The organism is Arthrobacter sp. UC242_113 (assembly GCF_044054585.1).
GTDB lineage: Bacteria > Actinomycetota > Actinomycetes > Actinomycetales > Micrococcaceae > Arthrobacter.
This window is the reverse complement of sequence record NZ_CP171968.1, coordinates 1,461,853-1,487,500: the sequence shown is the minus strand read 5'-3', so window position 1 is coordinate 1,487,500 and position 25,648 is coordinate 1,461,853. Positions and strand designations below refer to the sequence as shown.

26 protein-coding genes and 1 pseudogene are annotated in these 25,648 nt (G+C 67.5%); 11 read left to right on the top strand and 16 right to left on the bottom strand.

Features of this window, described 5'->3' with window-relative positions; translation table 11 throughout:
* The first annotated feature begins 38 nt into the window (after nt 1-38).
* Nucleotides 39-506, top strand: coding sequence for a pyridoxamine 5'-phosphate oxidase family protein (locus tag ACHMXB_RS06605; RefSeq protein WP_395403835.1), 468 nt, complete (start codon nt 39-41; stop codon nt 504-506).
* A 79-nt stretch (nt 507-585) separates the two neighbouring features.
* Nucleotides 586-1,068, top strand: coding sequence for a pyridoxamine 5'-phosphate oxidase family protein (locus ACHMXB_RS06600; protein ID WP_395403833.1), 483 nt, complete (start codon nt 586-588; stop codon nt 1,066-1,068).
* A 38-nt stretch (nt 1,069-1,106) separates the two neighbouring features.
* On the opposite strand, the gene ACHMXB_RS06595 is transcribed toward ACHMXB_RS06600, so the two are convergent.
* Genes ACHMXB_RS06595 through ACHMXB_RS06585 form a run of 3 tightly spaced genes read right to left on the bottom strand, consistent with a single transcriptional unit; the run spans nt 1,107 to nt 4,469 of the window.
* Nucleotides 1,107-1,958 carry a transglutaminase N-terminal domain-containing protein gene (locus ACHMXB_RS06595; protein ID WP_395403831.1) on the bottom strand — a complete coding sequence of 284 codons (852 nt, stop codon included), beginning with the start codon at nt 1,956-1,958 and terminating at the stop codon, nt 1,107-1,109.
* Nucleotides 1,955-2,881 (bottom strand): alpha-E domain-containing protein, encoded by a 927-nt coding sequence (locus tag ACHMXB_RS06590; RefSeq protein WP_111904779.1) that lies wholly within the window; start codon nt 2,879-2,881, stop codon nt 1,955-1,957. Before ACHMXB_RS06590 ends, ACHMXB_RS06595 begins: the two co-directional genes overlap by 4 nt.
* Nucleotides 2,874-4,469, bottom strand: coding sequence for a circularly permuted type 2 ATP-grasp protein (locus ACHMXB_RS06585; protein WP_102973637.1), 1,596 nt, complete (start codon nt 4,467-4,469; stop codon nt 2,874-2,876). The genes ACHMXB_RS06590 and ACHMXB_RS06585 overlap by 8 nt, the downstream gene beginning before the upstream one ends.
* A gap of 156 nt (nt 4,470-4,625) precedes the next feature.
* Between ACHMXB_RS06585 and ACHMXB_RS06580 the strand changes: the two genes are divergently transcribed.
* Together ACHMXB_RS06580 and pepN are read left to right on the top strand one after the other, a co-directional pair.
* Nucleotides 4,626-5,648: a YeiH family protein gene (locus tag ACHMXB_RS06580; protein ID WP_395405155.1), complete on the top strand. Its 1,023-nt coding sequence runs from the start codon at nt 4,626-4,628 to the stop codon at nt 5,646-5,648.
* 57 nt (nt 5,649-5,705) lie between these two features.
* On the top strand, nt 5,706-8,351 hold the full coding sequence (pepN, locus tag ACHMXB_RS06575; protein WP_395403829.1) for an aminopeptidase N: 2,646 nt from the start codon (nt 5,706-5,708) through the stop codon (nt 8,349-8,351).
* Between the two features lie 66 nt (nt 8,352-8,417).
* Here pepN and ACHMXB_RS06570 read toward each other — a convergent pair whose 3' ends face one another.
* From ACHMXB_RS06570 to ACHMXB_RS06545, 6 genes are all read right to left on the bottom strand, one after another.
* The gene (locus ACHMXB_RS06570; protein WP_395403827.1) at nt 8,418-9,512 is read right to left on the bottom strand and encodes a biotin/lipoate A/B protein ligase family protein; all 1,095 of its coding nucleotides are present in this window, start codon (nt 9,510-9,512) and stop codon (nt 8,418-8,420) included.
* Nucleotides 9,513-9,594: 82 nt separating this feature from the next.
* A complete protein-coding gene (locus tag ACHMXB_RS06565; protein ID WP_076803010.1) occupies nt 9,595-9,852 on the bottom strand; it encodes a type B 50S ribosomal protein L31 in 258 nt (85 codons plus the stop codon).
* A 167-nt stretch (nt 9,853-10,019) separates the two neighbouring features.
* Nucleotides 10,020-10,829 (bottom strand): TrmH family RNA methyltransferase, encoded by an 810-nt coding sequence (locus ACHMXB_RS06560; protein ID WP_395403825.1) that lies wholly within the window; start codon nt 10,827-10,829, stop codon nt 10,020-10,022.
* Nucleotides 10,830-10,866: 37 nt separating this feature from the next.
* On the bottom strand, nt 10,867-11,652 hold the full coding sequence (locus ACHMXB_RS06555; protein WP_395403823.1) for a sulfite exporter TauE/SafE family protein: 786 nt from the start codon (nt 11,650-11,652) through the stop codon (nt 10,867-10,869).
* Nucleotides 11,653-11,670: 18 nt separating this feature from the next.
* Complete coding sequence (locus tag ACHMXB_RS06550; RefSeq protein WP_395403821.1) at nt 11,671-12,456, bottom strand: ABC transporter ATP-binding protein; 786 nt, start codon at nt 12,454-12,456, stop codon at nt 11,671-11,673.
* A gap of 54 nt (nt 12,457-12,510) precedes the next feature.
* Nucleotides 12,511-13,041 carry a CGNR zinc finger domain-containing protein gene (locus tag ACHMXB_RS06545; RefSeq protein WP_395403819.1) on the bottom strand — a complete coding sequence of 177 codons (531 nt, stop codon included), beginning with the start codon at nt 13,039-13,041 and terminating at the stop codon, nt 12,511-12,513.
* Nucleotides 13,042-13,111: 70 nt separating this feature from the next.
* Here ACHMXB_RS06545 and ACHMXB_RS06540 point away from each other — a divergent pair, with 70 nt between their 5' ends.
* Nucleotides 13,112-14,374 carry an MFS transporter gene (locus ACHMXB_RS06540; RefSeq protein WP_395403817.1) on the top strand — a complete coding sequence of 421 codons (1,263 nt, stop codon included), beginning with the start codon at nt 13,112-13,114 and terminating at the stop codon, nt 14,372-14,374.
* On the opposite strand, the gene ACHMXB_RS06535 is transcribed toward ACHMXB_RS06540, so the two are convergent.
* Nucleotides 14,351-15,124 (bottom strand): phosphatase PAP2 family protein, encoded by a 774-nt coding sequence (locus ACHMXB_RS06535; protein WP_395403815.1) that lies wholly within the window; start codon nt 15,122-15,124, stop codon nt 14,351-14,353. The genes ACHMXB_RS06540 and ACHMXB_RS06535 overlap by 24 nt on opposite strands.
* A 143-nt stretch (nt 15,125-15,267) precedes the next feature.
* Here ACHMXB_RS06535 and serB point away from each other — a divergent pair, with 143 nt between their 5' ends.
* The gene (gene serB, locus ACHMXB_RS06530; protein WP_395403813.1) at nt 15,268-16,173 is read left to right on the top strand and encodes a phosphoserine phosphatase SerB; all 906 of its coding nucleotides are present in this window, start codon (nt 15,268-15,270) and stop codon (nt 16,171-16,173) included.
* A gap of 4 nt (nt 16,174-16,177) precedes the next feature.
* Here the strand turns inward: serB and ACHMXB_RS06525 are convergent, their stop codons facing one another.
* The 4 genes and pseudogenes from ACHMXB_RS06525 to ACHMXB_RS06510 form a co-directional block, all read right to left on the bottom strand.
* Entirely contained in the window at nt 16,178-17,005 is an 828-nt protein-coding gene (locus ACHMXB_RS06525; RefSeq protein ID WP_395403811.1) for a hypothetical protein, read from the bottom strand.
* Nucleotides 17,006-17,104: 99 nt separating this feature from the next.
* Complete coding sequence (locus ACHMXB_RS06520; protein ID WP_395403809.1) at nt 17,105-17,962, bottom strand: VOC family protein; 858 nt, start codon at nt 17,960-17,962, stop codon at nt 17,105-17,107.
* 143 nt (nt 17,963-18,105) lie between these two features.
* Nucleotides 18,106-18,859, bottom strand: a pseudogene (locus ACHMXB_RS06515) (SDR family oxidoreductase).
* Between the two features lie 176 nt (nt 18,860-19,035).
* The gene (locus tag ACHMXB_RS06510; protein ID WP_395403807.1) at nt 19,036-19,761 is read right to left on the bottom strand and encodes a beta-ketoacyl-ACP reductase; all 726 of its coding nucleotides are present in this window, start codon (nt 19,759-19,761) and stop codon (nt 19,036-19,038) included.
* A 139-nt stretch (nt 19,762-19,900) separates the two neighbouring features.
* Between ACHMXB_RS06510 and ACHMXB_RS06505 the strand changes: the two genes are divergently transcribed.
* The 4 genes from ACHMXB_RS06505 to ACHMXB_RS06490 are packed head-to-tail and all read left to right on the top strand — an operon-like array spanning nt 19,901 to nt 21,961.
* Nucleotides 19,901-20,347: a DUF3099 domain-containing protein gene (locus ACHMXB_RS06505; RefSeq protein WP_395403805.1), complete on the top strand. Its 447-nt coding sequence runs from the start codon at nt 19,901-19,903 to the stop codon at nt 20,345-20,347.
* Entirely contained in the window at nt 20,344-20,604 is a 261-nt protein-coding gene (locus tag ACHMXB_RS06500; protein ID WP_395403803.1) for a hypothetical protein, read from the top strand. The genes ACHMXB_RS06505 and ACHMXB_RS06500 overlap by 4 nt, the downstream gene beginning before the upstream one ends.
* Nucleotides 20,605-21,477, top strand: a complete 873-nt coding sequence (locus ACHMXB_RS06495) for an SURF1 family protein (protein WP_395403801.1) — start codon at nt 20,605-20,607, stop codon at nt 21,475-21,477.
* A gap of 16 nt (nt 21,478-21,493) precedes the next feature.
* Entirely contained in the window at nt 21,494-21,961 is a 468-nt protein-coding gene (locus ACHMXB_RS06490) for a YbaK/EbsC family protein (protein WP_395403799.1), read from the top strand.
* 6 nt (nt 21,962-21,967) lie between these two features.
* Here ACHMXB_RS06490 and ACHMXB_RS06485 read toward each other — a convergent pair whose 3' ends face one another.
* Entirely contained in the window at nt 21,968-22,546 is a 579-nt protein-coding gene (locus ACHMXB_RS06485; RefSeq protein WP_395403797.1) for a dihydrofolate reductase family protein, read from the bottom strand.
* 304 nt (nt 22,547-22,850) lie between these two features.
* On the opposite strand from ACHMXB_RS06485, the gene ACHMXB_RS06480 reads away from it, so the two are divergent.
* Nucleotides 22,851-23,780: a pentapeptide repeat-containing protein gene (locus ACHMXB_RS06480; protein ID WP_395403795.1), complete on the top strand. Its 930-nt coding sequence runs from the start codon at nt 22,851-22,853 to the stop codon at nt 23,778-23,780.
* A gap of 212 nt (nt 23,781-23,992) precedes the next feature.
* On the opposite strand, the gene ACHMXB_RS06475 is transcribed toward ACHMXB_RS06480, so the two are convergent.
* Nucleotides 23,993-25,624, bottom strand: a complete 1,632-nt coding sequence (locus ACHMXB_RS06475; protein ID WP_395403793.1) for a DUF222 domain-containing protein — start codon at nt 25,622-25,624, stop codon at nt 23,993-23,995.
* Nucleotides 25,625-25,648 lie beyond the last annotated feature (24 nt).

The following is a 25,648-nucleotide window of genomic DNA, read 5'->3' as shown; positions in this document are numbered from 1 at the left end:
TGCTCGCAGCTGGTGCCGTCGTTTCGTAGCATGAGTCCATGAACCAGGACAGCGCACCGCACGACGGAAAGCTCACCTTCGACGAGTGCTGGGACCTGCTTACCGCTTCGGTGGTGGGCAGGCTCGCCCTCATTGTGGACGGCCACCCGGAAATATTTCCGGTCAACTTCGTGATCGAACACCGCAGCATCGTGTTCCGCACGGCCGGCGGCACCAAGCTCTGGCAATCCAGCAAGGAGACGCCCGCGGCGTTTGAGATCGACGGCTACGATGCGGACAGCGAAGAGGCATGGAGCGTCGTCGCCCGCGCCACCACCACCCTGGTGGACAGCGATACGGAGCAGGCCGCGGCGGACGCACTGGGCCTGGAGCCATGGGAGCCCGGCGACAAATCGCATTACGTCCGGCTGACAGTGCAGGTCCTGACCGGCCGCCGTTTCAAAGTCGCAGCACCGCACATCTGGTCAACCCGCCTCGAGGACCAGCGCAGGGCCTCGTTCGAGTAGGCAGCCCTCCGAAGGCGCCCCGCAGTCGCAGCTGCCCGAACTCTGGCAGGACAGGTGGCTCCGGCGTAGGCTCTGGTGCATGGCAGCTGACGCGTCACCCGGCCGCTCGCCGGAGCCGCTGGAACATCTCGAATCCCGGCAGTGCTGGGACCTGCTGAGGCAGGTTTCGGTGGGCCGGCTCGCCGTGTGGGTGGACGACCATCCAGACATTTTCCCGCTCAACTACACCGTGGACCACGGAACGCTGGTGTTCCGGACAGGCACGGGCACCAAGCTTGGCGGCGCGCTGGGCGAAGCCCCGGTGGCGCTTGAGGCCGACGGCGTGGACGCCGATTCGGGGCTGGCCTGGAGCGTGGTGGTCAAAGGCAAGGCCGCGCCGGTCACCGGCATCGAGGAAGTGCTCGATTCCGCCTCGCTCTACCTCTTCCCATGGCAGGCGGGACAGAAGGACCACTTCATCCGCATCACGCCGGACTCCATCACCGGCAGGCGGTTCAAGGTCACCGCGCCGCTCACCTGGTGGACCCAGCTGAGCGGCGCGGTGAAGTCCTCGCCCGAGTGACTCTCGAGTAGAGCGCCGCGCAGGCGCGGACCGTGCGCCTAGGCCAGGCGGGTGATCTCCACGCTCACGCTCAGGTTCGAGCCGCCACCGCCGGACAGGATGCCCTTCAGCGGAGGCACGTCCCGGTAGTCTCGGCCGCGGGCCACCGTCACGTGGAAGTCACCGGCCGGCTTGTGGTTGGTGGGGTCCCAGCTGCGCCATTCGCCGTCCCACCATTCCAGCCACGCATGGGACTGGCCGGCCACCGTCTCGCCGATGTCCGCCGTCGACCGCGGGTGCAGGTAACCGGAGACGTACCGGGCCGGGATGCCGCAGCTGCGCAGGGCGCCGATGGCGAGGTGGGCCAGGTCCTGGCACACGCCCTGGCGCTGGATCCAGGCTTCCTCGGCATTGGTGGTGACGCCGGTGGTGCCCTTCATATAGGTCATCTCGCCCCGCATCCAGGCGAAGACGGCAAGGGCTGCCTCATGCGGGTTCTTGCCCTCGACCACACCCGGAATGATGGCCAGGACTTCCTCCCCCGGCCCAGTCAGCTGGGACTGTGGCGCCCAGTCGCTGAACTGGTTGAGCGTCTCCGGGGAGGCGAGGTCGTCCCAGCCCACGATGTCGGCCTCCGACGGGACACGCACCGCACGGTGGACCTCGACAGTGGTGGTGGCCAGGACTTCCAGGTGCTCGTGCGGCATCTGCATGTCGAACGCGGTCACCCGGGTACCCCAGTAGTCGCGGTAACTGCTGACCGCAGCCTGCGACGGCGTGACCTTCATGGAAGACTCAAGAACCACCTGCTGCGGGTCCGTCAGCGGGGTCATCCGGGCCTCGTTGTAGGACAGGGTGACGCGCCGCTTGTACTTGTAACCAGTCCTGTGGACGATGCTCAGCCGGGTCATGAAACTTCTCCCACCCAGGCCAGTTCATCTGCCTGATTGAAGTACTTACGGGAAATGGCGTCCGACGCCTGCGCAACTGCCTTCTGGACGCGCTCCATGTGCTCCGGAAGCTCGGACATGAGGTCATCCGTGCGGTGGAACTCCAGGAACGTGCGGGCCTGGCCCACAATCCGGCGGGCGTCGTTGATGAAGCCGACGCGCTGGGCCGAGGGGTCCAGCTTGGCCAGGCACTCGTCGGCGTCACTCAGGGCGTAAACGATGGACCGCGGAAACAGCCGGTCCAGCAGGAGGAACTCGGCCGCGTGCTGGTCTCCGAAGGCCGCGCGCCGGGTCCGCAGGAACGATTCGTAGGCGCCGGCGCAGCGGAGCATGTTCACCCAGGACATGCCTGCGGAAAGGACGTCGCGGGTGGACAGCATCCGGGCGGTCATGTCGGCCCGTTCCAGCGAACGGCCCAGCGCCAGGAAGAGCCAGCTGTCGTCGTGGCTGACGGTGGTGTCGGCCAGGCCGCTGACCATGGCGGTACGCTCGAGCACCCAGTGGCAGAAACGGTAGGTGCCCACCACGTCCTTGCGGTGCTGGTTCAGCCCGTAGTAGGTGGTGTTCAGGCTTTCCCAGAGACCGGACGAGACCGTCTCGCGGGCGCGCCTGGCGTTCTCGCGGGCGGCACCGAGGGACCCGGCAATCGAGGTGGCGCTGTGCTTGTCGTAGGCAAGGGCGTGGAGCAGTTCCTCCAGCCCGAAGTCCTCGCTCTGCGGGCGGGCCCCCATGACGCCGAGGAGTTCACGGGCAACGCTGCGCCGCTCCTCAGTGGGCAGGTGGTTCAGGCGCTCCAGGTGGACGTCGAGGATGCGGGCCGTGCCATCAGCCCGTTCAACGTAGCGGCCGATCCAAAACAGGGACTCGGCAATTCGGCTAAGCATTCGCGGTTACCTCCTGCGCGTCAGAAATCTGCTGCTGCTGCTGTTCCGACTGCCGGTCGCGCCAGTTGCTCTCGACCGGCCACACGGAAACCCGCTCGCGGACGGTGATCGACTGCTGCGGCAGCCGTTCCACCGGCACCTGCGGTGAACCTGCCAGCACCCAGGTGTCCTTCGATCCGCCGCCCTGGCTGGAATTCACGATCAACGATCCCTCCTTGAGGGCCACGCGGGTGAGCCCGCCGGGCAGCACCCAGACGTCGTCGCCGTCGTTGACCGCGAACGGCCGGAGGTCCACATGCCGGGGGCCGAACTTGTCGCCGCTGAGCGTGGGCACGGTGGACAGCTGCAGCACCGGCTGCGCGATCCAGCCGCGCGGGTCGGCGATCACGCGCTTGCGCAGCGCCTCCAGCTCTTCTTTGGAGGCGTCCGGGCCGATGACCAGGCCCTTGCCGCCGGAGCCGTCCACCGGTTTGACCACGAGTTCGTCGAGGCGGTCCAGGACGTGCTCGCGGGCTTCCTTCTCCTCCAGCCGGAAGGTGTCCACGTTGGCAATCACCGGTTCCTCGCCGAGGTAGTAGCGGATCAGGTCCGGGACGTAGCTGTAGACGAGCTTGTCGTCCGCGACGCCGTTGCCCACCGCATTGGCGATGGTGACGCCGCCGGCGCGGGCAGCGTTGACCAGGCCGGGGCAGCCGAGCATGGAGTCGGAGCGGAACTGCAGGGGGTCGAGGAAGTCGTCGTCGATGCGCTTGTAGATGACGTCCACGCGCTGTTCGCCGGCGGTGGTGCGCATGTACACCCGGTTGCCGCGGCAGATGAGGTCGCGGCCTTCCACGAGTTCCACACCCATCAGGCCTGCCAGGAGGGTGTGCTCGAAGTACGCGCTGTTGAAGACGCCGGGGGTCAGCACCACCACCGTGGGGTCGTCCACGCCCGACGGCGCCGTCTTGCGAAGCGCCGACAGCAGCCGGCGCGGGTATTCCTCCACCGGGCGGATGAGCTGCTGGCCGAAGGCCTCCGGCAGGCCCTTTGCCATGGCCCGCCGGTTCTCCAGCACGTAGCTCACGCCCGAGGGCACGCGGACGTTGTCCTCAAGGACGCGGAACGTTCCGGCGGCGTCACGCACCACGTCGATGCCGGAGATGTGCACCCGCACGCCGCCGGCCGGTTCGAAGCCGTGCACGGCGCGGTGGAAGTGCGCGCTGGTGGTGATCAGCTGCCGTGGGATCACGCCGTCGGACACCACTGTCATTTTGTCGTAGACGTCGTTCAGGAACGCCTCGAGGGCGCGCACGCGCTGGGCGACACCGCGTTCCAGTACGTCCCATTCGTCGGCGGGGATGACGCGCGGCACGATGTCCAGCGGAAACGGGCGCTCCTCCCCCGCGAAGTCAAAGGTCACACCGCGGTCCAGGAACGTCCTCGCCATCGAGTCCGCCCGCGCGCTGACGTCCGCCAGGGACAGCTCCCGCAGGGCACCCGCGACCTGGCCATACGACTGGCGTGCCTTTTGCCCGGGGGCAAACATCTCGTCGTAGGCGCCGGTGCGGCCGGCAGCCTCGGAGTAATCCTGGAATAGGTCAGACATGGTCATTAGCCAACCACCTTTTTGTTGCGAATTCATTTCCCGTCCCGCCCTGGCGTGTTGGCGGGCTTCCGGTTGGTCTTTGGCGGCCGCGTCCGGCAAGGTTGGGAGGTGCCAGACTTCCGACTCCCGCAGCCGCTGCTGTCGCAGTTGCGCGGGATGACGCATCAGAACTTTACCCGGATTCTGCCCGGCCTGCTGACCGCCGTCGTTGCCCTGGCTTTCGCCTTCGCGATACACGCCGCCGTGCCTGCGCTTCCGGCCATGACCCTTGCCGTGGTGCTTGGCCTGCTGGCAGCCAATTTTCCCGGCACAGCGGTGTGGACGGCTGGCCGCGCCCGGCCGGGACTGGACTTCGCCGGCAAGCACCTGATGCGCGGCGGCATCGTGCTCCTGGGACTGAAAGTGAGCCTCTCGGACGTGCTGGGCCTCGGCTGGCTGGCCCTCCTGCTCATCACGGCGGTGGTGGTGGCCAGCTTCGCAGGCACCTACGGGATTTCCCGGCTGTTCCGGCTTCCGTCCGACACTGCGCTGCTGATCGCCACCGGGTTTTCCATCTGCGGCGCATCGGCGATCGGCGCGATGGCCGCGGTACGGCGGATCCGCCATAGGGACACGGTCCTGCCCGTAGCTCTTGTGACGCTGTGCGGGACGCTGGCCATCGGTGTGCTCCCGCTGCTGGTCCATCCGCTGCAGCTGAGCACCGAGGCCTTCGGCGCGTGGACCGGAGCCTCGGTCCACGACGTCGGGCAGGTGGTGGCCACGGCGCAAACCGCAGGTCCGGCGGCGCTGGCCCTCGCCGTCGTTGTCAAACTCACCCGGGTGATCCTCCTGGCGCCGATGGTGGCCCTGGCCGGGGCAGAGCAGCGGATCCGGCACCGCCGGGAGGCAGATGGGGACGGCGGCCCCGCCGCGGGCAAGCCGCCGCTTGTCCCGCTGTTCGTCGTCGGCTTCATCACGATGGTGGCGCTGCGCTCCAGCGGCTGGCTCTCCAGCGGCTGGCTTGAGGCAGCGGCCGGCCTGCAGGACGTGCTGCTGGGCGCTGCCCTGTTTGGCCTCGGCTCGGCGGTGCGGATCCGCACCCTGCTGCACACCGGGGCCCGCGCCGTGCTGGCAGCCTTCGCGGCGTGGGTGCTGATCGCGGTCCTGGGGCTGGCCGCCGCGCTGCTCATCGTGCGGTAGCCCCACATTGTTCAATAGCTGCTCATGGTGCGGTAGCCCGCGTGATTCAATAGCGTGGTGTCGAATCAGAACCTCCAGCGCAACGAAGCGGCAGAGCGGTCCGCCCTGATCACCACCCACAGCTACGACGTCTCGCTCGACGTCCGCAACGCACCGGATCCGGAGGTCCGCGGCTACACCAGCCGGTGCACTATCGCCTTCTCCGCAGCGAAGCCGGGAGCCTCCACCTTCCTGGACTTCATTGCCGGCGACGTCCACAGTGTGGTCTTGAACGGCCTGGAGCTGCCGGTTCCCGACGTGGTGGACGGTGCGCGGATCCGGCTGGACAACCTGCAGGCCGAGAACAAGGTGACGGTCACCGGAACCGCCCTCTACAGCAGCTCGGGCGAGGGCATGCACCGGTTCTTCGACCCCGCCGACGGCCAGTGCTACCTCTACACGCAGTACGAACCGGCCGATGCCCGCCGGGTCTTCGCGAACTTCGAACAGCCCGACCTCAAGGCCCGGTTCACCTTCTCCGTCACCGCCCCGGCGGGCTGGGAGGTGGCGTCCAACGGCGCCGAGGCAGCACGCCTGCCGCTGGCGGACGACGCCGCGGCGTCCCGCTGGAACTTCGCCCCCACCCTGCCCATGTCCACCTACATCACCTCGGTGCTGGCCGGCCCCTACTTCAAGGCCGAGGACCACTGGAGCAGGACGGACGACGGCGGGACGCGCCTTGACGTGCCGCTGGCACTTTACTGCCGGGCCTCCATGGCGCCCTCGTTCGACACCGCCGAGCTGTTCAGGCTCACCAAGCAGGGCCTCGACTTCTTCAACCAGCTGTTTGACTACCCCTATCCGTGGGGCAAGTACGATCAGGCCTTCGTGCCCGAATACAACCTCGGGGCCATGGAAAACCCCGGTCTGGTCACGTTCACGGAAAACTACGTGTTCACCTCCCGGGCCGCCGATTCCCAGTACCAGGGCCGCGCCAACACCCTGCTGCACGAGATGGCGCATATGTGGTTCGGCGATCTCGTGACCATGCAGTGGTGGGACGACCTGTGGCTGAAGGAGTCCTTCGCGGACTACATGGGCACCCTCGGCGTGGACCGCGCCACGGAGTGGGACACCGCCTGGGTCAACTTCGCGAACAACCGCAAGGCGTGGGCCTACGTCCAGGACCAGCTGCCCACCACCCACCCGATCGTCGCCGACATCCCAGACCTCGAGGCGGCCAAGCAGAACTTCGACGGCATCACGTATGCAAAGGGCGCGTCCGTCCTGAAGCAGCTTGTGGCGTACGTCGGCTTCGACGCCTTCATTGCAGGGTCCCGGCAGTACTTCAGGGACCACGAGTACGGCAACACCACGCTGGCCGACCTGCTCCGCTCACTGGCCGATGCTTCGGGCCGCGACCTCACCACATGGGCCCGGCAGTGGCTCCAGACCTCGGGCATTTCCACGCTCAGCGCCGAGCTGGGGACGGCTCTAGCGCAGGACGGAACTGAGATCCTGGAGCGGGTCACGCTGCTGCAGGACGCGCCTGATCCCGTGACCGGCCGGCAGGAGCCGCGCCCGCACCGGCTGCGCATCGGGCTCTACAACTTCGACGCCGCCGGCATGCTGGTCCGGACTGATTCGGTGGAGACCGATCTGGCCAGCGGGGCTGAGGAAATCACTGCCCTGTCCGGAAAGGCCCGGCCAGCCCTGCTCCTGGTCAATGACGAGGACCTGAGCTACGCCAAAGTGCGGCTGGATCCGGTCTCCGAGGCCACCGTCCGTTCCTCCCTGGACCGGATCAGCGACCCCATGGCCCGTGCGCTGTGCTGGTCCGCGCTGTGGAATTCGGCCCGGGACGGCATTACACCGGCTTCAGAGTATGTGGACGCCGTCCTCCGCTTCGCTGCCGCCGAGTCCGGAATCGGCGTCCTGCTCAACATCCTGGGCAACGCAACCATGGCCCTCGAACAGTACGTTCCGGCCGGGGAACGCGAAGCCCTGCGGAAGTCCTTTGCCGAGGGCGCGGCCCGCGAGCTGCATGCTGCAGAGCCCGGCTCGGACCAGCAGCTTGCCTGGGCCAGGACACTTGCCACGGCCAGCCGCACCGAGGGCAGCCAGGCCGGGCTCCTGCGCGGGCTGCTGAACGGCAGCGAGCGGGTGCCCGGGCTGTCGGTGGACGCGGAGCTCCGCTGGAGCCTGTGGCACGCTTTGGCGGCCCGGGGCCTGGCCACGGAGCAGGCGCTCGACGCCGAGCTGGCCAAGGACACCACGGCCTCCGGGCGGTCAGGCCATGCCACCGCGCTGGCAGCCCGGCCCGAGGCGGCGGTCAAGGCCGCGGCCTGGGACGCAGCGGTCCGTGGGACGGAGCTCTCCAACCAGCTGCTCAGCGCGACCATCGCCGGGTTCAACACCGCGGGCGAGGAACTCCTGGACCCGTTTGTGGAGCCCTACTTCGAGTGCCTGGAAACGGTGTGGGCGGAGCGGAGCATCGAAATCGCAAGCCGGATCGTCCGCGGTCTCTACCCTGGGGTCCAGGACCTGGATCCGGCCGGCACCCCAGACGACAATCCGGTGGTGGCACGCACCGATCGCTGGCTTTCAGAGCACCCGGACGCGCCGCGCGCCCTGCGCCGAATCGTCATCGAGCAGCGGAGCCACTTGCGCCGCGCGCTGGCCGCCCAGGCACTGCCGGCGAAAACCCCGTCGAGTGCTCCATAACTGCCCTAATAACCTCTCAAAAGGGCACCTACGGAGCCGTCGATGGGGTTTAGGGGACCGATGGAATCAGGGGACCCGGTGCAGCCACGTGTCCGTGCCGAACTTTGATGCGACACGTTCGCGGGCGGTTTCCAGCTCCCGGTCCGTGATCTCCGACGGCGTGGCCCCGTAGCGTTCTGCGAACACCTCCATCATGGCCGCCACGATCTCCGCCCGGGCCAGGCCGGTCTGGCGGCGCAGCGGGTCCACGCGCTTCTTGGCGCTGGTGGTTCCCTTGTCCGAGAGCTTCTCCTTGCCGATCCGGAGCACGTCCACCATCTTGTCGGCGTCGATGTCGTAGCTCATGGTGACGTGGTGGAGCATGCCGCCGTTGGCGAGCCGCTTCTGCGCTGCGCCGCCGATCTTGCCCTGGCCTGTGGCGATGTCATTGAGCGGGACGTAGAAGGCGTCGATGCCGAGCTTTTTCAGGGCGGCCATGACCCAGGCGTCCAGGTAGGCGTAGGAGTCGGCGAAGCTGATGCCGTCCACGAGCGTCTGCGGCAGGTAGAGCGAATAGGTGATGCAGTTGCCCGCCTCCATGAACATCGCTCCCCCGCCGCTGATGCGCCGGACCACGGTGATGCCGTGCCGGGACACGCCGTCGGGATGCACCTCATTGCGGTAGGACTGGAAGCTGCCGATCACCACGGACGGTTCCTCCCAGTCCCAGAAACGGATGGTGGGGTTGCGGCGCCCGACGCCGACCTCCTCGGTGAGCACCTCGTCCAGCGCCACGTTCAGGTGCGTGGGCAGCACGCTGGGGGCGATGATGTTCCAGTGGTGGTCCGTCCACGCTGTGGCCTTGGCCAGCGCCCTGCGGACGGCGATGGCCACGGCGTCGGCCGAGAACCCGAACAGCACGGCGTCCTCCGGGAGGGAGGCCTCCACGGCGGCGGCGATGTCGGCCGCCGTCGAACTTTCCGGCAGTCCTCCCAGTGCGCCGTTAATGGCCAGGAGGGCCTCGTCCGGTTCGAGGAAGAAGTCGCCGCTGAGGGAAACGTCCGTGAAGGCGCCGTCCACGACGTCAAGGTCCACCACCACGAGCTTGCCGCCCGGGACCTTGTACTCGCCGTGCAGCCCGGGGGCCGCCGCTTTCCCTGCAGATATTGGCGTGGCAGTCATGTCTCCCATCCTGCCCCACAAACGCGAAAAGCCCGCACCGTTGCCGGTGCGGGCTTTCCAAAGAACCTTGGGGAGAAGTGAATTACTTCTTGCCGCCGAAGCCCTTGAAGCGAGCGTTGAAGCGCTCGACGCGGCCAGCGGAGTCCATGATGCGCTGCTTGCCCGTGTAGAACGGGTGGGACTCGGAGGAGATTTCGACGTCGATGACCGGGTAGGTGTTGCCGTCTTCCCACTCGATGGTCTTCGAGGAAGACACGGTGGAGCGGGTCAGGAACTTCGTGCCGGAGGCCAGGTCGTTGAAAACAACAGCTTCGTACTTCGGGTGGATTTCAGACTTCATAATGGGACCTTTTGTTCACGCAGCTGGATTTTGCCAGTTGCCAGGTATGAATGGGATGGCTTCCAGTCGTGCTTCGGCCAGCCGCAAGGCCAGCAAAAAACACAGGGGAACCAGCTATCAATCATAGCGGATGGCGGAGGAACTAACGAACCGCCGTTCCGGCGAGTTCAGGCCCGCGGGCGCAGCTCCCAGAATGCGACGGCGGACGCCGCCGCGACGTTGAGCGAGTCCACGCCCGCGCGCATCGGAATCTTCACGGCGAGGTCGACGGCGGCCAGCGTCTCAGCGCTCATGCCGGCACCTTCCGTGCCCAGCACCAGGGCGAGGCGCTGCGGGTTGCTTGCAGCCAGCTCGTCCAGGTCCAGTGCGTCGTCGGTAAGCTCCATGGCCGCCACCGTGAAGCCCTGCTCCTTGAGGAGGGTCAGGTCGTGGGGCCAGCTGTCCAGCCGGGCCCAGGGCACCTGGAAGACGGTGCCCATGCTGACGCGCACGCTGCGGCGGTAGAGCGGGTCCCCGCAGCGGGGCGAGACCAGGACGGCGTCAACGTCCAGCGCCGCTGCCGACCGGAAGATGGCCCCCACATTGGTGTGGTCCACGATGTCCTCGAGCACTGCCACGCGCCGGGCTCCGACCAGCAGTTCCGGCAGCGGGACCGGTGCCGGGCGGTGCATGGCCGCCATGGCTCCGCGGTGCAGGTGAAATCCGGTGATTTCCTCCAGGAGCCCGGCGCTGCCGATGTAGGCCGGAACGTCAGGGTACTGCTCGAAGATGTCCGCGAGGTCCGGAAGCCATTTCTCGGCCAGGAAGAAGGACCGCGGCCGGTGCCCGGCGGCAAGGGCGCGCCGCAGGACGCGGGAGGATTCGGCGATGTACATGCCCTCGGCGGGTTCGCGGAGTTTCCGCAGGTGGACGTCCGTCAGCTGGGTGTAGTCGGCAACGCGCGGATCCGCGGCCGACTCGAGATAGTGGAAAGTCACCGGGCGATCATTTCGAGAATCACTTGCATTTCATTAATCATTTGAGCAGGTTCGCGACCAGGAAGCCGAGCGCCACTAGGCCGAGCGCAAAGATGACGCCGCGCAGTACAGGCGGCGACAGCCGGCGGCCCACCTTGGCGCCGACGAGGCCGCCGATGAGGGAGCTGACGGCGATGATGGCCACCACTGCCCAGTTGATCCGGTCGAAGGCGAACAGCAGATAGGACGCGGCCGCGATCAGGTTCACGCCCAGCACCAGGACATTTTTCATGGCGTTGGCGTTCTGGATGGTGCCCGTCATGAAGACGCCGAGGATGCCCACCAGCAGGATTCCCTGGGCTGCAACAAAGTAGCCACCGTACACTCCTGCGAGGAAAACGAGCACCACCAGCAAAATGCCATGGTGCTTGTCGCGCAGGGCATGCTCAGGGTTTTCCTCACGGTTCCGTACCCACCGTTGAAGCCTGGGCTGGAACACCACCATCAGCAGGGCCAGGACAATGAGCACCGGCGCCGCGTAGTGAAAGACTTTCTCCGGCAGATGGAGCAGGAGCCACGCTCCGGTGATGCCACCCAGCAGGGACGCCGGGAGCAGCCGCAGGAGCTGACGGCCGCGGCCCTTCAGCTCGCGGCGGTAACCCCACGCGCCCGCCGCCCCTCCGGCGACGAGGCCCATGGCGTTGCTCATGGAGGCCGTCACCGGTGCAATGCCTAAGGCGATCAGCACCGGGAAAGTGACAAGGGTCCCGGACCCGACAACGCTGTTGATGGTGCCGGCCCAAAGGCCGGCGAAGAACACAAGGATGCCGCTGAAAAACTCCACGCTGTGCCGCCCGCGCCGCTAGCGGCGGGCGGTTGCCGTGTAACGGCCGGCGTTCACCGAGACGTCGAGGGGCAGGCCGAAGGTCTCGCTCAGGTTGCCCGAGGTGAGAACGTCTTCGACAGGGCCTGCAGCCACCACTTCGCCGTCGCGCATGAGCATGGCGTGGGTGAAGCCCGGCGGGACTTCTTCAAGGTGGTGGGTGACCAGCACGATCGCCGGGGCGTCCTCGTCCATGGCCAACTGGCTCAGGCGGTGCACCAGGTCCTCGCGGCCGCCAAGGTCCAGGCCGGCGGCGGGCTCGTCGAGCAGCAGCAGTTCGGGGTCGGTCATGAGGGCCCGGGCAATCTGCACACGCTTGCGTTCACCCTCCGAGAGCGTGGAGAACTTGCGGTTCAGGAGCGGGCCCATTCCCCAGTCGTTGAGGAGGGCGAACGCACGGCGTTCGTCGTCCTTCTCGTAGCCCTCGCGCCAGCGGCCGGTCACGCCGTAGGCGGCAGTGACCACGACGTTGAGTACCGTCTCGTATTCGGGGATTTGGTTGGCCAGCGCGGCCGAGGAGAGGCCAATCCGCGGCCGCAGTTCGAAGACGTCCACCTTGCCGAGGCTTTCGTCCAGGATGCCGGCGATGCCGCTGGTGGGGTGGAGCCTCGCGGCAGCGATCTGCAGCAGAGTGGTCTTGCCGGCGCCGTTGGGGCCGAGGATGACCCACCGCTCGCCCTCACTGACCTGCCAGTCCACCTTGCTCAGGAGCGTTCGGGCTCCGCGCACAACGCTGACGGCGGCCATTTCAAGAACATCACTCATAGAAGTAGACACTAGGACAAAACACCTTGCGACTGATAACCGGACCGCAATCGGCTAACCAGCCCGCAATCGGCCGCGGTAGCGCTGCACGGCGTCGGCGTTGCCGCACCGGGCCGAGCAGTACGCACGGTTGCCGCCACGGCTGGTGTCGGCAAAGACGCGGCCACAGTCCCGCAGGGCGCAGATACCAAGCCGTTCTCCGGCCGCCTCGGTCATGAAGATGGCCAGTCCGCCGGCGGTAACCGCACGCACTCTTTCGACCAGGGTTTCGCTGGCGTCTGCAAAATGCAGGTGCGGAAGCATGCCGTCGTGCGTGGTCAGAAACACGCGCCGCACGCCGTCGGCCAGCAGGGCGTTGACAGCCGAGCAGCGGGCCTCCTGGTCCCCGGCGGCGAAAACCGTCTGCAGCCGGACGGCCCACTCCCGAAGTTCGTCCTGGTACTTGGGCGTGATCCGGGGCGAGCGGAACAGGTGGCCGGTCAGGAGGTCCTGCAGAGCGTTTCTGTCCCACGCGCCGTCGGCGAGCATGTTGACGAGGGACTCAGCCAGCCGCACCCCGTGCATGTTGTCATGGTTGAACTGCATAAACCCATGACACCACAGTTATCCTGTGGAGTTTTCCACGCCAAGCATCTGTCCGAGGGGACCATCCGACTTGACCAGCACCGCCGAAGCAACCCGTTCAACCCAGCGCCGCATCGTGCGGACCTTGTCGGTCGCACAGATCTTCTCCGGCCTGGGCAACGGCTCAACCCTGGCCCTGGGCTCCATCCTGGCCGTTGACCTGTCAGGCTCCGAAGCGTGGGCCGGATCCGTCAACACCGCCCTCACCCTGGGCACCGCGGTCACGGCGATTCCGCTCTCCCGCCTGGCCCTGCAGCGGGGACGCCGGGTGGCCCTCACCACCGGCCTGGCCGCGGCGATCGCCGGTACGTTCCTGATGGTCGCCGCCGTCACCACGGAACTGTTTGTGCTCCTGCTGGGCGGGGCCTTCCTGGTGGGCCTGGCTTCCGCGGTGAACCTGCAGGCCCGCTTCGCTGCCACCGACTTGGCCGAACCTGCCCACCGGGGACGGGACCTGTCCCTGGTGGTGTGGGCTATCACCATCGGGGCCGTCGCAGGTCCCAACATGGTGGCTCCCGGGGCCGTCCTGGCAGGCTGGCTGGACATCCCGCCTGCTGCCGGCCCGTTCCTGATCTCCGCGCTGGGGATGGTGGTGGGCGCTGCCATCGTGGCGCTGACCCTGCACCCGGACCCGCTCCTGACCCGGCGCGGCCTCGACGGGGAAGATCTCCTTCCCGTCGCACAGCGCTCCGGTGCCTGGCGGGAAGGCTGGCGGATCGTCAAGGAACACCCCGCCGCCCGCGGAGCGGTCACAGCGGTCATTGCGGCCCACGCGGTGATGGTCGCCGTCATGTCCATGACGCCGCTGCACATGCAGCATCACGCAGGACAAGCCGCCGGGAACCCCGACACCATCGCGCTGATCGGTCTCACCATCTCACTGCACATCGCGGGCATGTACGCTCTGTCACCGGTGATGGGTGCACTCACCGACCGGCTCGGACCGCGCACCACCGCACTGGCCGGCCTGCTTACTTTGCTCGCGGCAGCGGCACTGACCGGACTGGCGTCCCAGAGCATGGGCTCGGTCACCGTCGGGCTCATCCTGCTCGGGTTGGGCTGGTCGGCTACCACCGTCGCCGGCTCCACCCTGCTTGTCGCCTCCCTGACCCCTGCGGAGCGCATTCCCGTCCAGGGGTTCTCGGACGCCACCATGTCCCTGGCCGGCGCGGTGGGAAGCGCGGCGGCGGGACCTATCATGGGCCTGACCGGTTACTCCGGAGTCAGCGCCTTGGCGGCGGCAGTCGTCGCGGCCGCGGCCGCGGCACTGCTACGGCTGCGCGTCCGGAGCTGAGGGATCAGCGGCCGGCAAGCTGTTCGGGGCGCGGCCGTTGAGCGCTCCGGTGCGGCCTTTCGCGGAACCGTGCCGGGCGGCGTCGGTGAACATGGCCACCGCTGCAACAGCTAGCGCCACCCCGAGGGAAGCCACGACGTCGGTAAGCCAGTGATAGCCCAGATACAGCCGGCTTAAGCCGACCAGCGCGGTGAGTGCAAAGGTCGCTGCGAACCCAAGCACCGCCGTCGTACGCGTTCCGTACCGTGACAAGACGAGGTAGGCGAGCACCACCGTGAACACCCCGATGCCCACCGTGTGACCCGAGGGGAACGAGAGCGCGTCGTCCGGGCCGAGCAGGAAGTCCGACGACGGCGGGCGGGACCGGCTGACAAGTTGCTTGATGAGGGTGGTCACCACCACGGCCAGCACCATGGCGCCCATGAGCACGGCGGGGCGCCACAATTCACGTTTCCAGACTGCCCACACAAGGGCAAACACAGCGCCGATCACGGACAGGACTTCCGGCGCTGTCACAGTTGTCAGGCCGGCCAAAATCGCGGTGGCGGCGGGACTCCGGGAATCCACCATCAGGCTGTGCACCGGTCCGTCCACGGCGGCCAGCCCCGAGTCTGACTGGATGGCAGCGAACATGAGCCAGAAAACAGCGTCACCAACCACCAGGAGGGCCCCGGCCCAGCAGAAAAGTGCCTGCTGGGACGCCCTGAGCGGAGGCGCCGGGCGCAGGCGGGCAGTCAGGGCAAGGATCATCGGACTATTTTGCCTGACCGGCCTCCGGGTTGGCCGGACGTTGGCTGGGAGCCGGCTGGGGACCGCCGCAGTGCAGCGGATGTGTGCACAGCCGCCGCGCAACGGATTCGGGCGGCGGCGCTGCGCTGGATAAGATTGCAGCCATGACTTCGAACGTGACTGCGGTCAGCTATGGCCTTAAACTGTCCCCCTCGGAACCGGAAAACCTGCGGTCCCTGCTGGCGGACTCCGGCGCCACCTTCGAGGATGCCTCCAGCTCAGGCGACGGACGCTTCGAGGTCTGCACCCTGGACTTTTCCATGCCGTCGGACTCCGCCGCGGACATCGCCGGACTGCGGCACGCGATTGCCGCCGCGAAGGAGAACGCGGAGCGGACCGGAGTGGACACCGCGATCGTCCCCGCTGAACTGCGGAAGGCGGCGCGCAAGCTCCTCATCATGGACGTCGACTCCACCCTCATCCAGCAGGAGGTCATCGAACTCCTTGCCGCGTACGCCGGTAAGCGCGACGAAGTCGCCGCCGTCACCGAAGCCGCCATGCGCGGAGAACTCGACTTCGCGCAAAGCCTGCACGCCCGGGTGGCCGTCCTCGCAGGGCTGCCGGCAGCCGTCGTCGACTCCGTCCGCGCGGAAGTGAAGCTGAGCGAGGGAGCCGCGGAGCTGGTGGCAGCGTTCAAGGCCGCAGGCCATGCCGTGGCGGTGGTGTCCGGCGGCTTCAACCAGATCCTGCGCCCCATCGCCGAGGACCTCGGCATGGACTACTGGATTGCCAACGAGCTGGAGATCGTAGACGGCGCCCTGACCGGCAAGGTCCTCGGGGCCGTCATCGACCGCGCCGCAAAGGAAAAATACCTCCGCGAATGGGCGGCCGCCGAGGGCATCGCCCTTGAGCACACCATCGCCGTGGGAGACGGCGCCAACGACCTGGACATGCTCGGCGCCGCGGGCATCGGGGTGGCCTTCAACGCCAAGCCCGCCGTTCGCGCCGTGGCCGACGCCGCCATCAACATGCCCTACCTCGACGCGGTGCGGCACATCGCCGGCGTCTAGGCGTTCACGGCGCTCCGGTACGGCGGGCGGTACGTGCGCTTCCGGCTTCCGCTGCCTGGCCCACAGCGGGCAATGCGAGAAGCGTCCCCCAGATGGCGAAGGCGATTCCCCAGCCGGTGCCGGGCATCGCTCCATCCTTCGCCGGGTATGCCAGCATGGCCACGCCTATGAAGGTGGCTGAGAGGCTGACGCTGAGACGCATCAACGGCCGGGCGGCGGGCCACAGAGCCATCACCAACGAGCAGGCGGCCAGTGTGAGGCCAGCCGCGCCCTGCACAGGCCAGTGGTCAATGCCCATGGTCTGTCCTTCCCACTCCGGACCTTCGTGCGGGGTCCGGGATTTCTCCAGGGCGTAAAGCGAATACATCAGCCACAGGGGTGCACCGCCCGCCCCGAGGACAAGCAGCGGCCAATGCACGGAGATGCGGCGCGGCAAGGGTCCGGAAAGCTCCCGGCACAGCCAGGCGAACAAGGCGGCCGAGCCGACAACGGGGAGGCCAAGCAGGAGCGGGCGCCCATCAAGGCCCGCCACGCTGCTGGCAACCAGCCCAGTCCCGGCGATCCCAAGCTGCACTACGGCAGGCCACGACTGGCCGGGCACCACGGCAATCCAAACGTAGGCGCCCGCCAGTACAAAAGTGAACAAACTTCCCCAGCTGGCCTCCAAGGGAACGGCCCACTGATAGCTGGGATCAGCCAAATCGAAGAGCGTGGACAGATCTACCAGCCCAAAGAACAGCACTGCACAGAGGCCGGCCATGATCCAAGCGAGTGGCTTCACAGCCTGGAGCCGCTCCGACGGTTCTCCGGCCAGCTCCGCCCGTTCAGCCATGGCCACAGCGTACTCCCGGATTAGCGGGGCGATCCAGGTCTCTGACGGGCCAACAGCACCACGCTGTGCCGCCGATCCGGACCCAACCGTGGAATCAAACTAGCCCGACGGCGGCGTGAACTGGCTTGCGGTGAAGACAGCCCCGCCGGGGTCCCGGATCAGGGCGGTCCGTGTCCACTCGGTGTCATCCTGTCCCAGGACCTGGCCGCCAAGGCGCTGCGCCTCCTGCACGGCCCGGTCCCGGTCCGCCACGGTGAAGGTAACGTGCCAGTGCGGCCGCTCCCCCGCGGCGGCCGGTGCCAGCCAGCCCACGGCGTCTTCGAAGCCGGCGGGCACCGCGTCTCCCGATTGCCGCGCCCGGATATCGGGGTCGACCGTTGCCTCGAGATGGTCGCCGTAGCCGGGGCGGCGGATCATGATGCCGAAGTCGAGGCTGTCGAACTCCCAGCCGAAGGCCCGGGCGTAGAAATCCGCGGCGGCATCCGTGTCCGCTGTGTGGAGGTCGCTGAAGTTCCAGCCGCCCGGGAGGTTGACCGCCTGGGCTCCCAGCCGCTCCCCTGCCTGCCAGATGCGGAACTCCGCGCCCTCGGGATCGGCCAGCGAGGCCCGCACCCCTCCAGCGCCCGTGTCGGCGGGGGCCGATCTCAGGGTTGCGCCAGCTGACAGCAGGTGCCGCACCGCAGCATCCGCATCATCGACTGCAATGTATGTGTTCCAGGCCGGGACGCCGTGGGGCCCGGGCCCCAAGCCGGTGATGGCGCCGGTCTCCTGGCCCCCGAGCCGGGCCACTACGTAACTTCCGGTGTCCCCGGGCGGTGCCACACCGGCGTCGAACTCCCAACCCAGCAGTCCCCCGTAGAACTTCTTGGCTGCTTCCACGTCGGGCTGCTGGCAGTCCACCCAGCACGGCACGCCGGCCGGATAACTCCGCTTCGGCACTGCTGCATCCTCTGCCATGGCTATGACCCTAGGCTCCCTGGGCCGCCCCGACAACGCCTGCGCGGTCTAAATTGGGCGTCTGTTAGGAGACAGCGAAGGCCCCGCGCTGATGCGCCGGGCCTTCGTGCAGGGACCCGCGTCGGGAACCGCTCAAGCAGAGACTATTCGGCGCTCTTGCCGAAGTAGTCTGAGCCGCCGGCGTATTCCGTATGGCCGGACTCGACGTCGGCGGTGGCCATGCTGGCAACCACTGCGGCAAACTCCTCCACGGAGTAGAGCTTTCCAGCCTCGGCGCGGCGGGCCTCGATGGCGCCCGGGTTGGAGCGGTCCAGCAGCGTGGCGGTCACGGTGCCTTCGATCATGTCGCCGGACACGACCACCAGGGAGATGCCCTTGTCCGCCAGGTTGGGCAGGAGCTCGCGCAGGGCGTCCTCACCGGCGCGCTTGCTGCGGGCCACGGGCTCGTACTCGGGCATGGTGGGGACCGAGTTGATGAAGTGCGCCTGGTGGCTGGTCACGAACACCACGCGGGAACCCTCCTTCATGTGGGGCACGGCGGCGTTGAGCATGTTGACCTGGGCGTCACGGTTTAGCTTGAGGGCATAGTCATCTTCCATGCCGGACTCCATGCCGCCCGAGGCGTTGAGGACCAGGACGTCCAGCGAACCGAAGTTTTCCATCGCAGCGCTGGCCAGCGCCTGCACACCTTCGATGCTGGTCAGGTCGGCGCCCACGGCGACGGCACGGCCGCCGTCGGCCTCAATCCCGGCCACCACCTTGTTGGCGCGCGGCGCCTTCTGGCGGTAGTCTAACAACGACGGCGGCACCCTCGCCGGCGAGGATCTTGGCTACTTCGGCGCCGATGCCGCGCGAAGAACCGGTGACGATGGCTGTCTTGTTGTCCAGCTGTCCCATGTGGGCTCCCTTGTCTAAAGCTTTGTCTTTGTTCAAAACGTCTAATTACTGATGGCCTGAAGTCCATCATGCCAGCGGGCGTGCCGGTTTCCTTTGTCGGAACGCGACAAAGAAGCCGGCGGCCGGCCGTGGGTGAAAACTCCCCTGAGGTCCAGGGTCGGCGTAGCGCCTGGTGCCTAGTGCCCCATGCCGAGGCCGCCGTCGACCGGAATCACGGCGCCGGAAATGTAGGCGGCCTCGTCGCTGGAGATCCAGCGGACCACATTGGCCACCTCGGAGGCATCGGCGAAGCGGCCGGCAGGGATGCTGGACAGGTAATCCTTCTGGGTTGCTTCCGGGAGCTCTGCGGTCATGTCCGTGTTGATGAACCCGGGAGCGACGACGTTCGCCGTGATTCCGCGCGAACCGAGCTCCCGGGTCAGGGAACGGGCGATGCCCACGAGGCCGGCCTTGGAGGCGGAGTAGTTGATCTGTCCCGGCGCGCCGTACAGTCCCGAAACGGAGGAGATGAGCACCACGCGGCCCCTGCGCAGCCGGATCATGCCCTTTGAAGCGCGCTTGATGACGCGGAACGCCCCGGTCAGGTTGGTGTCAATGACGGACGTGAAGTCGTCCTCGCTCATGCGCAGCAGCAGCGTGTCCTTGGTGATGCCGGCGTTGGCCACGAGTACCTCGACCGGGCCGTGTGCGGCCTCAACCTCGGTGAACGCAGCGTCAACGGAGGCCTCGTCGGTGACGTCAGCCTTGACGCCGAGGACACCCTCCGGCAGCTTGGATTCGCTGCGGTAGGTCACGGCCACCTTGTCCCCGTTGGCCACGAATGCCTCCGCGATGGCCAGGCCGATGCCGCGGTTGCCGCCGGTGATGAGGACGCTGCGGGCCGTGGTTGCTGCTTCAGACATGTGTGCTCCGGTTTTCTGCGGAGCATGGCTCCGCCGTGGTGGCTGGATTTTTGACTGCCTCCGATCTTATCGCCCGATTGGGAGCCTCCTGAGGATGGTGAGAGAATTGGGGTAGCCATTGGAGCGTGATCAAACAGTCGTGACATCTGAACCCCTGCCCGGACAGCCGACGCCCGGGAAGCGTGACGCCACCTCCGGTCATCCGGAAGTAATCAGCATCACGGACGCCGCCGCAGCGCATTCCGAAGACATGCGGGAGCGCATGATCAAGTACGCCCTTGCCATGGCCATCCGCATGGTGTGCCTGATCCTGATCTTCGTGGTGGACGGCTGGTTCAAACTGGTTGCGGTGGCGGGTGCGGTATTCCTGCCCTGGATCGCGGTGGTGATCGCCAACGGTTCGGACAAGGCGGAGATCCACAGCGACGCGCTGCTCGACTACACGCCCTACGCTGAGCTGGGGGCGGCCGGGGAATCCTGGGAGCCGGAAAGCCCCGACGCAGACGATGAACCGCCGGTGCTCCAGGGCGAACTCATCACCAATGACGAAGACGACGACGACGGCCGGGGACAGAAAGCTTCATGAACATTTTCAACCTGGGTGGCGGCAGCGGCGATCCTGCCAGGCCGGCGTCCGCAGCCACGTGCTCCCGCAAAGCCTGCCGGGCCGACGCGTCCTGGCAGCTGCTCTGGAACAACCCCAAGATCCACACGCCTGACCGCCGCAAAGTGTGGCTGGCGTGCGGCGAGCACAAGGCGTGGCTGGAGGACTACCTGCAGACGCGCGGGCTCTGGAAGGAAACCGTGCCGCTCGAGGCCGCAGAGACCGGCGGGAACGGCTGAATGTACAAGTTCCTGTTTTCCAGCAAGTGGCTGGGCTACCTCCTGCTGGCCGCGATCTTTGCCACCGGCTGCGTCTTCCTCGGCCGCTGGCAGATGGACCGCCGGGCCGAGACCCTTGCGGAAATTCAGCGCGTGACCTCCAACTACTCGGCCACTCCCATCACGTTTGATCAGGCGCGTAAGGAGTTCAATCAGCTGGACCCGTCGCGGGAATGGACGCAGGTTAGGCTCGAGGGCACGTACGACGTCGACGGGCAGCGGATCGTGCGCAACCGGCCCCTTAACGGGCAGCCAGGGTACGAGGTGGTGGTGCCGTTCAAGCTAGTGTCGGGCGAGACGGTCGTGATTGACCGCGGCTGGCTGCCGATCGGCAACAAGACTCCCGGCCGGCCAGACTCCATTCCGGCGCCGCCGACCGGGCAGATCACGGCAGTGGTGCGGCTCAAGCACAGCGAACCCACGCTGCAGCGCGGTGCCCCGGAAGGCCAGCTCGCCTCCATTGACCTGCCGGCTTACTCGGCGGAGCTGGGCTCCCCGCTCCTCACCGGAGCCTACGGGCAGCTCGCGTCGGAGACGCCGCCTGTGGCGGACATGCCGCAGCCGTTCCCCATGCCGTCGGTGGACGAGGGGACGCATCTGTCCTACTCGCTGCAGTGGTTCGCCTTTGGCGTCCTCATGTTTGTGGGCTTTGGCTACGCGGCCCGGCAGCAGGCGCGCAACGCCGCCATGGACGCCGAGGACGCCGAGATGTCGGAGGGCGAGCCCGCGCTCACCGCCGCGGGAGCCCGCCGTCGTCCGCCGGCGCCCCGGAAGCGCAAGCGCCCCACGGCGGAGGAAGAGGAAGACGCGATCCTGGATGCCCAGGGCTACTGAGAACAGGAGCACGGACATGCTTGCCGACCCGGTGGCCAACGTGCGCCGCGCCCTGACCGCAGCCGGAGCCCGCGACACAGTGACGGTTCTCCCCGGCGCCGTTCCGACGGCGGCCGCCGCGGCTGATGCGCTCGGCTGCGACGTTGCTGCGGTCACCAACAGCCTGGTGTTCGAAGTGGACGGCACTCCCCTGCTGATCCTCGCCAGCGGCGCCGCGAAAGTGGACGTCCGGCTGGTCGCCTCCCAGCTGGGGACTGGACGGATCCGCCGTGCCGCACCGGACTTCGTCCTGCACCACACGGGCCAGGAAGTGGGCGGAGTTGCGCCGGTAGGCCACCCGGCCAGGATCCGCACGCTGCTGGACGCCTCGCTGGAAGAGTACGCCACGCTCTGGGCCGGGGCCGGCGACCACCACCCGATGTTCTCCATCAGCTACGGCGAACTGCAGCGCATCACGGACGCACACGTGTTGCGGGTGCGGTAGGGGGCCCTAGACGTGAAGGGTGGGCCGGTAGATGAGCTGCTGGGTTCGGCCGTCGAGCGTCCGGCTTTCGATCAGCTCGAGGTCGAAGTCGGCGGCACCCTCGAAGATCGGTTCCTCACCGGTCTGGCCGGTGATCACTGGAAAGACGGTCACCTGGACGCGGTCAACCAGGCCGGCGGCCATCAGCGCCCGGTTCATCGACAGGCTGCCGTGTGAGCGCAGCGGCACTTCAGACTCCTTCTTGAGCCGGGCGACGACGTCGACGGCGTCGCCGCTTGCGACAGCTGCGTCCGGCCAGTCGAGCGGTGCTTTCAGCGTGCTCGACACCACCGTTGCGGGCAGGTTCCGCATCCGCGTAACCCATGGGTCACGGACGTCGGACTCCTCAGTGCTTGAGGCCAGCATCTGTGCGAACGCCCGATACGTGTTGGCCCCGAAGACCATCCGCTGCTCCCCGCCGTACAGGGCGAAGCGGTGCTCGAGCAGCTCTGGGCCCTGCTTGCCCCAGTAGCCGCCCCAGTTGCCGCTGGTGGAGCCGAAGCCATCGAGGCTGGAAAAGACGTCAAACGTGTAGGTAGCGCTCATGGGGCTCTCCTCGGGTGCGGCTGATCGGGTTGGCGGATACAGCTGTCACAGCGGAAAGAGCTTAGCTACCGACGCGAAGGATTACCACCAGACTGATCAGTGACGATTACCCGAAATGCCTGGCGCATGCAGGTATTCTGGAGCCAGTGATTCTTCATTTTGCTCTCTAGCTCACAGCAGCTGCCCTCTCGCGGCAGCTCTCCCGCGTTCCGTTCCGGAGCGGTGATTGGGTGTGTCCGCCGAGGGAACTCGACGACGAGTTCCCCATGCGACATACACATCCGCATCATTCTTGGGAGTTCACTTGACCGCTACATCCATTCCACGCACATCCTTTCCGCGGCCAACCGCCGTTTCCGGCCGGGACGAATTGCACCCCGACTGCAGCAACTGCTTCGCGCTGTGCTGCACCGCCTTCGGCTTTTCACGTTCAGCCGACTTCGCCATCGACAAGCCTGCGGGTACGCCGTGCCCGAACCTGGCCGCTGACTTCTCCTGCGGCATCCACGACCGGCTGCGCCCGCGAGGCTTCCGCGGCTGCACCGTTTTCGACTGCTTCGGCGCGGGCCAGGCTGTGTCGCAGGGGCTGTTTGACGGCGTCAGCTGGCGCGATAAGCCGGACAGCAAGTACGCAATGTTCCCTGCCTTCAAAATCGTGCGGCAGCTGCACGAGATGCTCTGGTACTTGGCCGAGGCGCAGGAGCGAGCGTTCGACCCCGAGACCGGCACCGCGGTGCAGGACCTCCGGCTCGCCATCGGGAACGCCGCGAAGGGACCGCTGCCTGGACTGCTCGCCCTCGACGTCGGGACACTTCATCACGGGGTGCGGCAGGTACTGGTGGAGGTCAGCGAGGAAGTCCGGGCCGCCTACTTCGCCGCCGGCGACGAGCTTGATGAACGGCTGCAGCCGGCGGCGGACCTGGCGGGCTCGGACCTCCGGACGCTCCGGTTCTGCGGCGCCGATCTTCGGGGCGCCTGCCTCATTGGGGCAGACCTGCGCGGCATTGATCTGACGGCAGTGGACCTGCTGGGCGCAGACCTCAGGGATGCGCGGCTGGAGGGCGCTGATTTATCCCGGGCCCTGTACCTAACGCAGCCGCAGCTCAACAGCGCGCGGGGCAATCCTGAGACACGGCTGCCCGGCGGGCTCGAAGTCCCCGGGCACTGGCGCAGTGACCAGGGCCCCGGGGACCGACGGCCCGGGGACCGACGGCTCGGGGACCGACGGCTCTAGGCCAGCGTGGTGAGGTCCAGGTAGTCCTGGTTCCAGAGGTCCTCAACGCCGTCGGGCAGCAGCACCGCGCGCTCCGGGTTGAGGGCCTCGGGGGCCCCTTCATCGTGGCTGACCAAGATGATTGCTTGAGCCCGCTTTTCGGCGCTGTCGTCCGCGTGGATGCCTGTCGTGGCGCGGCTCCCTGTCGTGGCGCGGCAGTGTCGTGGCGCGGTTCATTCGTGTTGGGGTCGTGAGTGGAAGTAGGTGTTGCGGCGGGGTTTTCGGTGGGGGTCGAGTTCTGGTGGGGGTTTGAACCAGGGCACCTCGTTGGTGACTTCGATGTGCCAGTTTTCTTTGTGGATGAGGTGGTGGTGGTGGCTGCAGAGCAGGACGCCGTTGCCGGTTCCAGTGGTTCCGCCGCGTGACCAGTAGGTGATGTGGTGGGCTTCGCACCACGCAGCGGGGATGGTGCAGCCCGGGAACGCGCAGCCCTGGTCCCGGGCCGTGATGGCCTTGCGGATGTGGGGCGGGAAGACGCGTGAGGCGCGGCCGATGTCCAGGATCCGGCCGTCGGTGCCGAGGACGACGGGGATGATGTCGGCGTCGCAGGCGATTTTCCGGATCGTGGCCGGGTTCACCGGCCCGGTGAAGGCGAACAGTGCGGTGCCGGTGTTCGTCCCGCTGGCGGTCCGGCCGGTGGTGGTCCGGCCGGTGCGGGCGGGATGCGGTTCTTGGACCTCCTCGCCCAACTGCGCTTCCTGGGCCCGATGCCCTTCTTGGGCACATTGCGCGCCTTGGGCCCATTGCGCGTCTTGGCGTTTCCGGAGATCGGCGAGGAGGTCGCGGTAGTTGATGGTGGCCAGGATCTGGGGCCGGTGTCCGCCGTTGGCGGGCAGGGTGTCGGTGGTGAGGACTGTCTGCAGCGCGCCCACGAGCCCGTCGAGCCGTTTCTGGCCCTGTGAGCGGTGATCCAGGGAGACCTCGGGGACGCCCTCGGTGTCCCAGCCGGCAAGGCTGGCCGGTTCAGCGCTGCCCGCCCCGTCACCACCCATACCGTTGGCACCCGTTCCGTCGGCGCCATTCCCGTCGGCCCTGGTTCCGTCGCCGCCGTTCCCGTTCCCGGGTACCGGAGTGCGGGGGTTGGTGGCGGTGTTCATGACGGTGGTGATGGTTTCGAACTGTTCGGCGGTGGCGAAAATTTCCAGGTGCTGCAGGCCGTGTTTGGGGCGGCGGATGAAGGCGCCCTGGATTTGCCGGAGGGCCGCTTCGGAGGGTTCGGTCCCGTCCTGGTCGATGGCCTCTGCCCAGTGCCGGGCGACGCGGGTGAGGAAGTCGGTGTCGTTCTCGATAGCGGCTCGGGTCAGGTCGTGTTCCATCGCGGCGGTGTGCTCCGGGGTGGTGAAATGCCGTGCCCGGTCCAGGGCCAGGGTGATGGTGGTCGCGGCGCGGGAGCTGATCCGGGCGGCGCTGACTGCGGCGGCGAGCTCTTCATACCTCGGCGGGAGCTGTTGCCCGCCGAACCCGGTCCTGGGCAGGACGGAGTCGGCCAGCCCGATCCGGCGGCGGGCTTCGGCGGAGCTGATCCCCAGCCTTCCCTGGAGGAACTCGACACTGTTCCGCGACCCGTCATCCCCCGGCAAGGGCTCGGCAACGGCGACCGGAACCAGGGGTGATGCTGCCCCGGTGAGGGCGGCAGTGCGGGACCGGTCCACCGCGCCCGCGGCGAGCACCTGCAGGCGCTCTACTTGCCGGGAGAGCTGCTCGACCCGGCCGGCGAAATCCGCGGCCTGCCTGAAACCCCACAACGCGGTGTCTTCGGCGGTGATCGCGCCCGGTTCCAGCACGGCCAAGGCCTGATCAACCACGTCCCCCTCGAGGACACTGGCGCC

Coding starts and splice junctions, on each gene's coding strand:
- ACHMXB_RS06605 (WP_395403835.1), top strand. CDS start 39: ATGAACCAGGACAGCGCACCGCACGACGGAAAGCTCACCTTCGACGAG.
- ACHMXB_RS06600 (WP_395403833.1), top strand. CDS start 586: ATGGCAGCTGACGCGTCACCCGGCCGCTCGCCGGAGCCGCTGGAACAT.
- ACHMXB_RS06595 (WP_395403831.1), bottom strand. CDS start 1,958: ATGACCCGGCTGAGCATCGTCCACAGGACTGGTTACAAGTACAAGCGG.
- ACHMXB_RS06590 (WP_111904779.1), bottom strand. CDS start 2,881: ATGCTTAGCCGAATTGCCGAGTCCCTGTTTTGGATCGGCCGCTACGTT.
- ACHMXB_RS06585 (WP_102973637.1), bottom strand. CDS start 4,469: ATGTCTGACCTATTCCAGGATTACTCCGAGGCTGCCGGCCGCACCGGC.
- ACHMXB_RS06580 (WP_395405155.1), top strand. CDS start 4,626: ATGACGCATCAGAACTTTACCCGGATTCTGCCCGGCCTGCTGACCGCC.
- ACHMXB_RS06570 (WP_395403827.1), bottom strand. CDS start 9,512: ATGACTGCCACGCCAATATCTGCAGGGAAAGCGGCGGCCCCCGGGCTG.
- ACHMXB_RS06565 (WP_076803010.1), bottom strand. CDS start 9,852: ATGAAGTCTGAAATCCACCCGAAGTACGAAGCTGTTGTTTTCAACGAC.
- ACHMXB_RS06550 (WP_395403821.1), bottom strand. CDS start 12,456: ATGAGTGATGTTCTTGAAATGGCCGCCGTCAGCGTTGTGCGCGGAGCC.
- ACHMXB_RS06545 (WP_395403819.1), bottom strand. CDS start 13,041: ATGCAGTTCAACCATGACAACATGCACGGGGTGCGGCTGGCTGAGTCC.
- ACHMXB_RS06535 (WP_395403815.1), bottom strand. CDS start 15,124: ATGATCCTTGCCCTGACTGCCCGCCTGCGCCCGGCGCCTCCGCTCAGG.
- serB (WP_395403813.1), top strand. CDS start 15,268: ATGACTTCGAACGTGACTGCGGTCAGCTATGGCCTTAAACTGTCCCCC.
- ACHMXB_RS06525 (WP_395403811.1), bottom strand. CDS start 17,005: ATGGCTGAACGGGCGGAGCTGGCCGGAGAACCGTCGGAGCGGCTCCAG.
- ACHMXB_RS06520 (WP_395403809.1), bottom strand. CDS start 17,962: ATGGCAGAGGATGCAGCAGTGCCGAAGCGGAGTTATCCGGCCGGCGTG.
- ACHMXB_RS06510 (WP_395403807.1), bottom strand. CDS start 19,761: ATGTCTGAAGCAGCAACCACGGCCCGCAGCGTCCTCATCACCGGCGGC.
- ACHMXB_RS06500 (WP_395403803.1), top strand. CDS start 20,344: ATGAACATTTTCAACCTGGGTGGCGGCAGCGGCGATCCTGCCAGGCCG.
- ACHMXB_RS06495 (WP_395403801.1), top strand. CDS start 20,605: ATGTACAAGTTCCTGTTTTCCAGCAAGTGGCTGGGCTACCTCCTGCTG.
- ACHMXB_RS06490 (WP_395403799.1), top strand. CDS start 21,494: ATGCTTGCCGACCCGGTGGCCAACGTGCGCCGCGCCCTGACCGCAGCC.
- ACHMXB_RS06485 (WP_395403797.1), bottom strand. CDS start 22,546: ATGAGCGCTACCTACACGTTTGACGTCTTTTCCAGCCTCGATGGCTTC.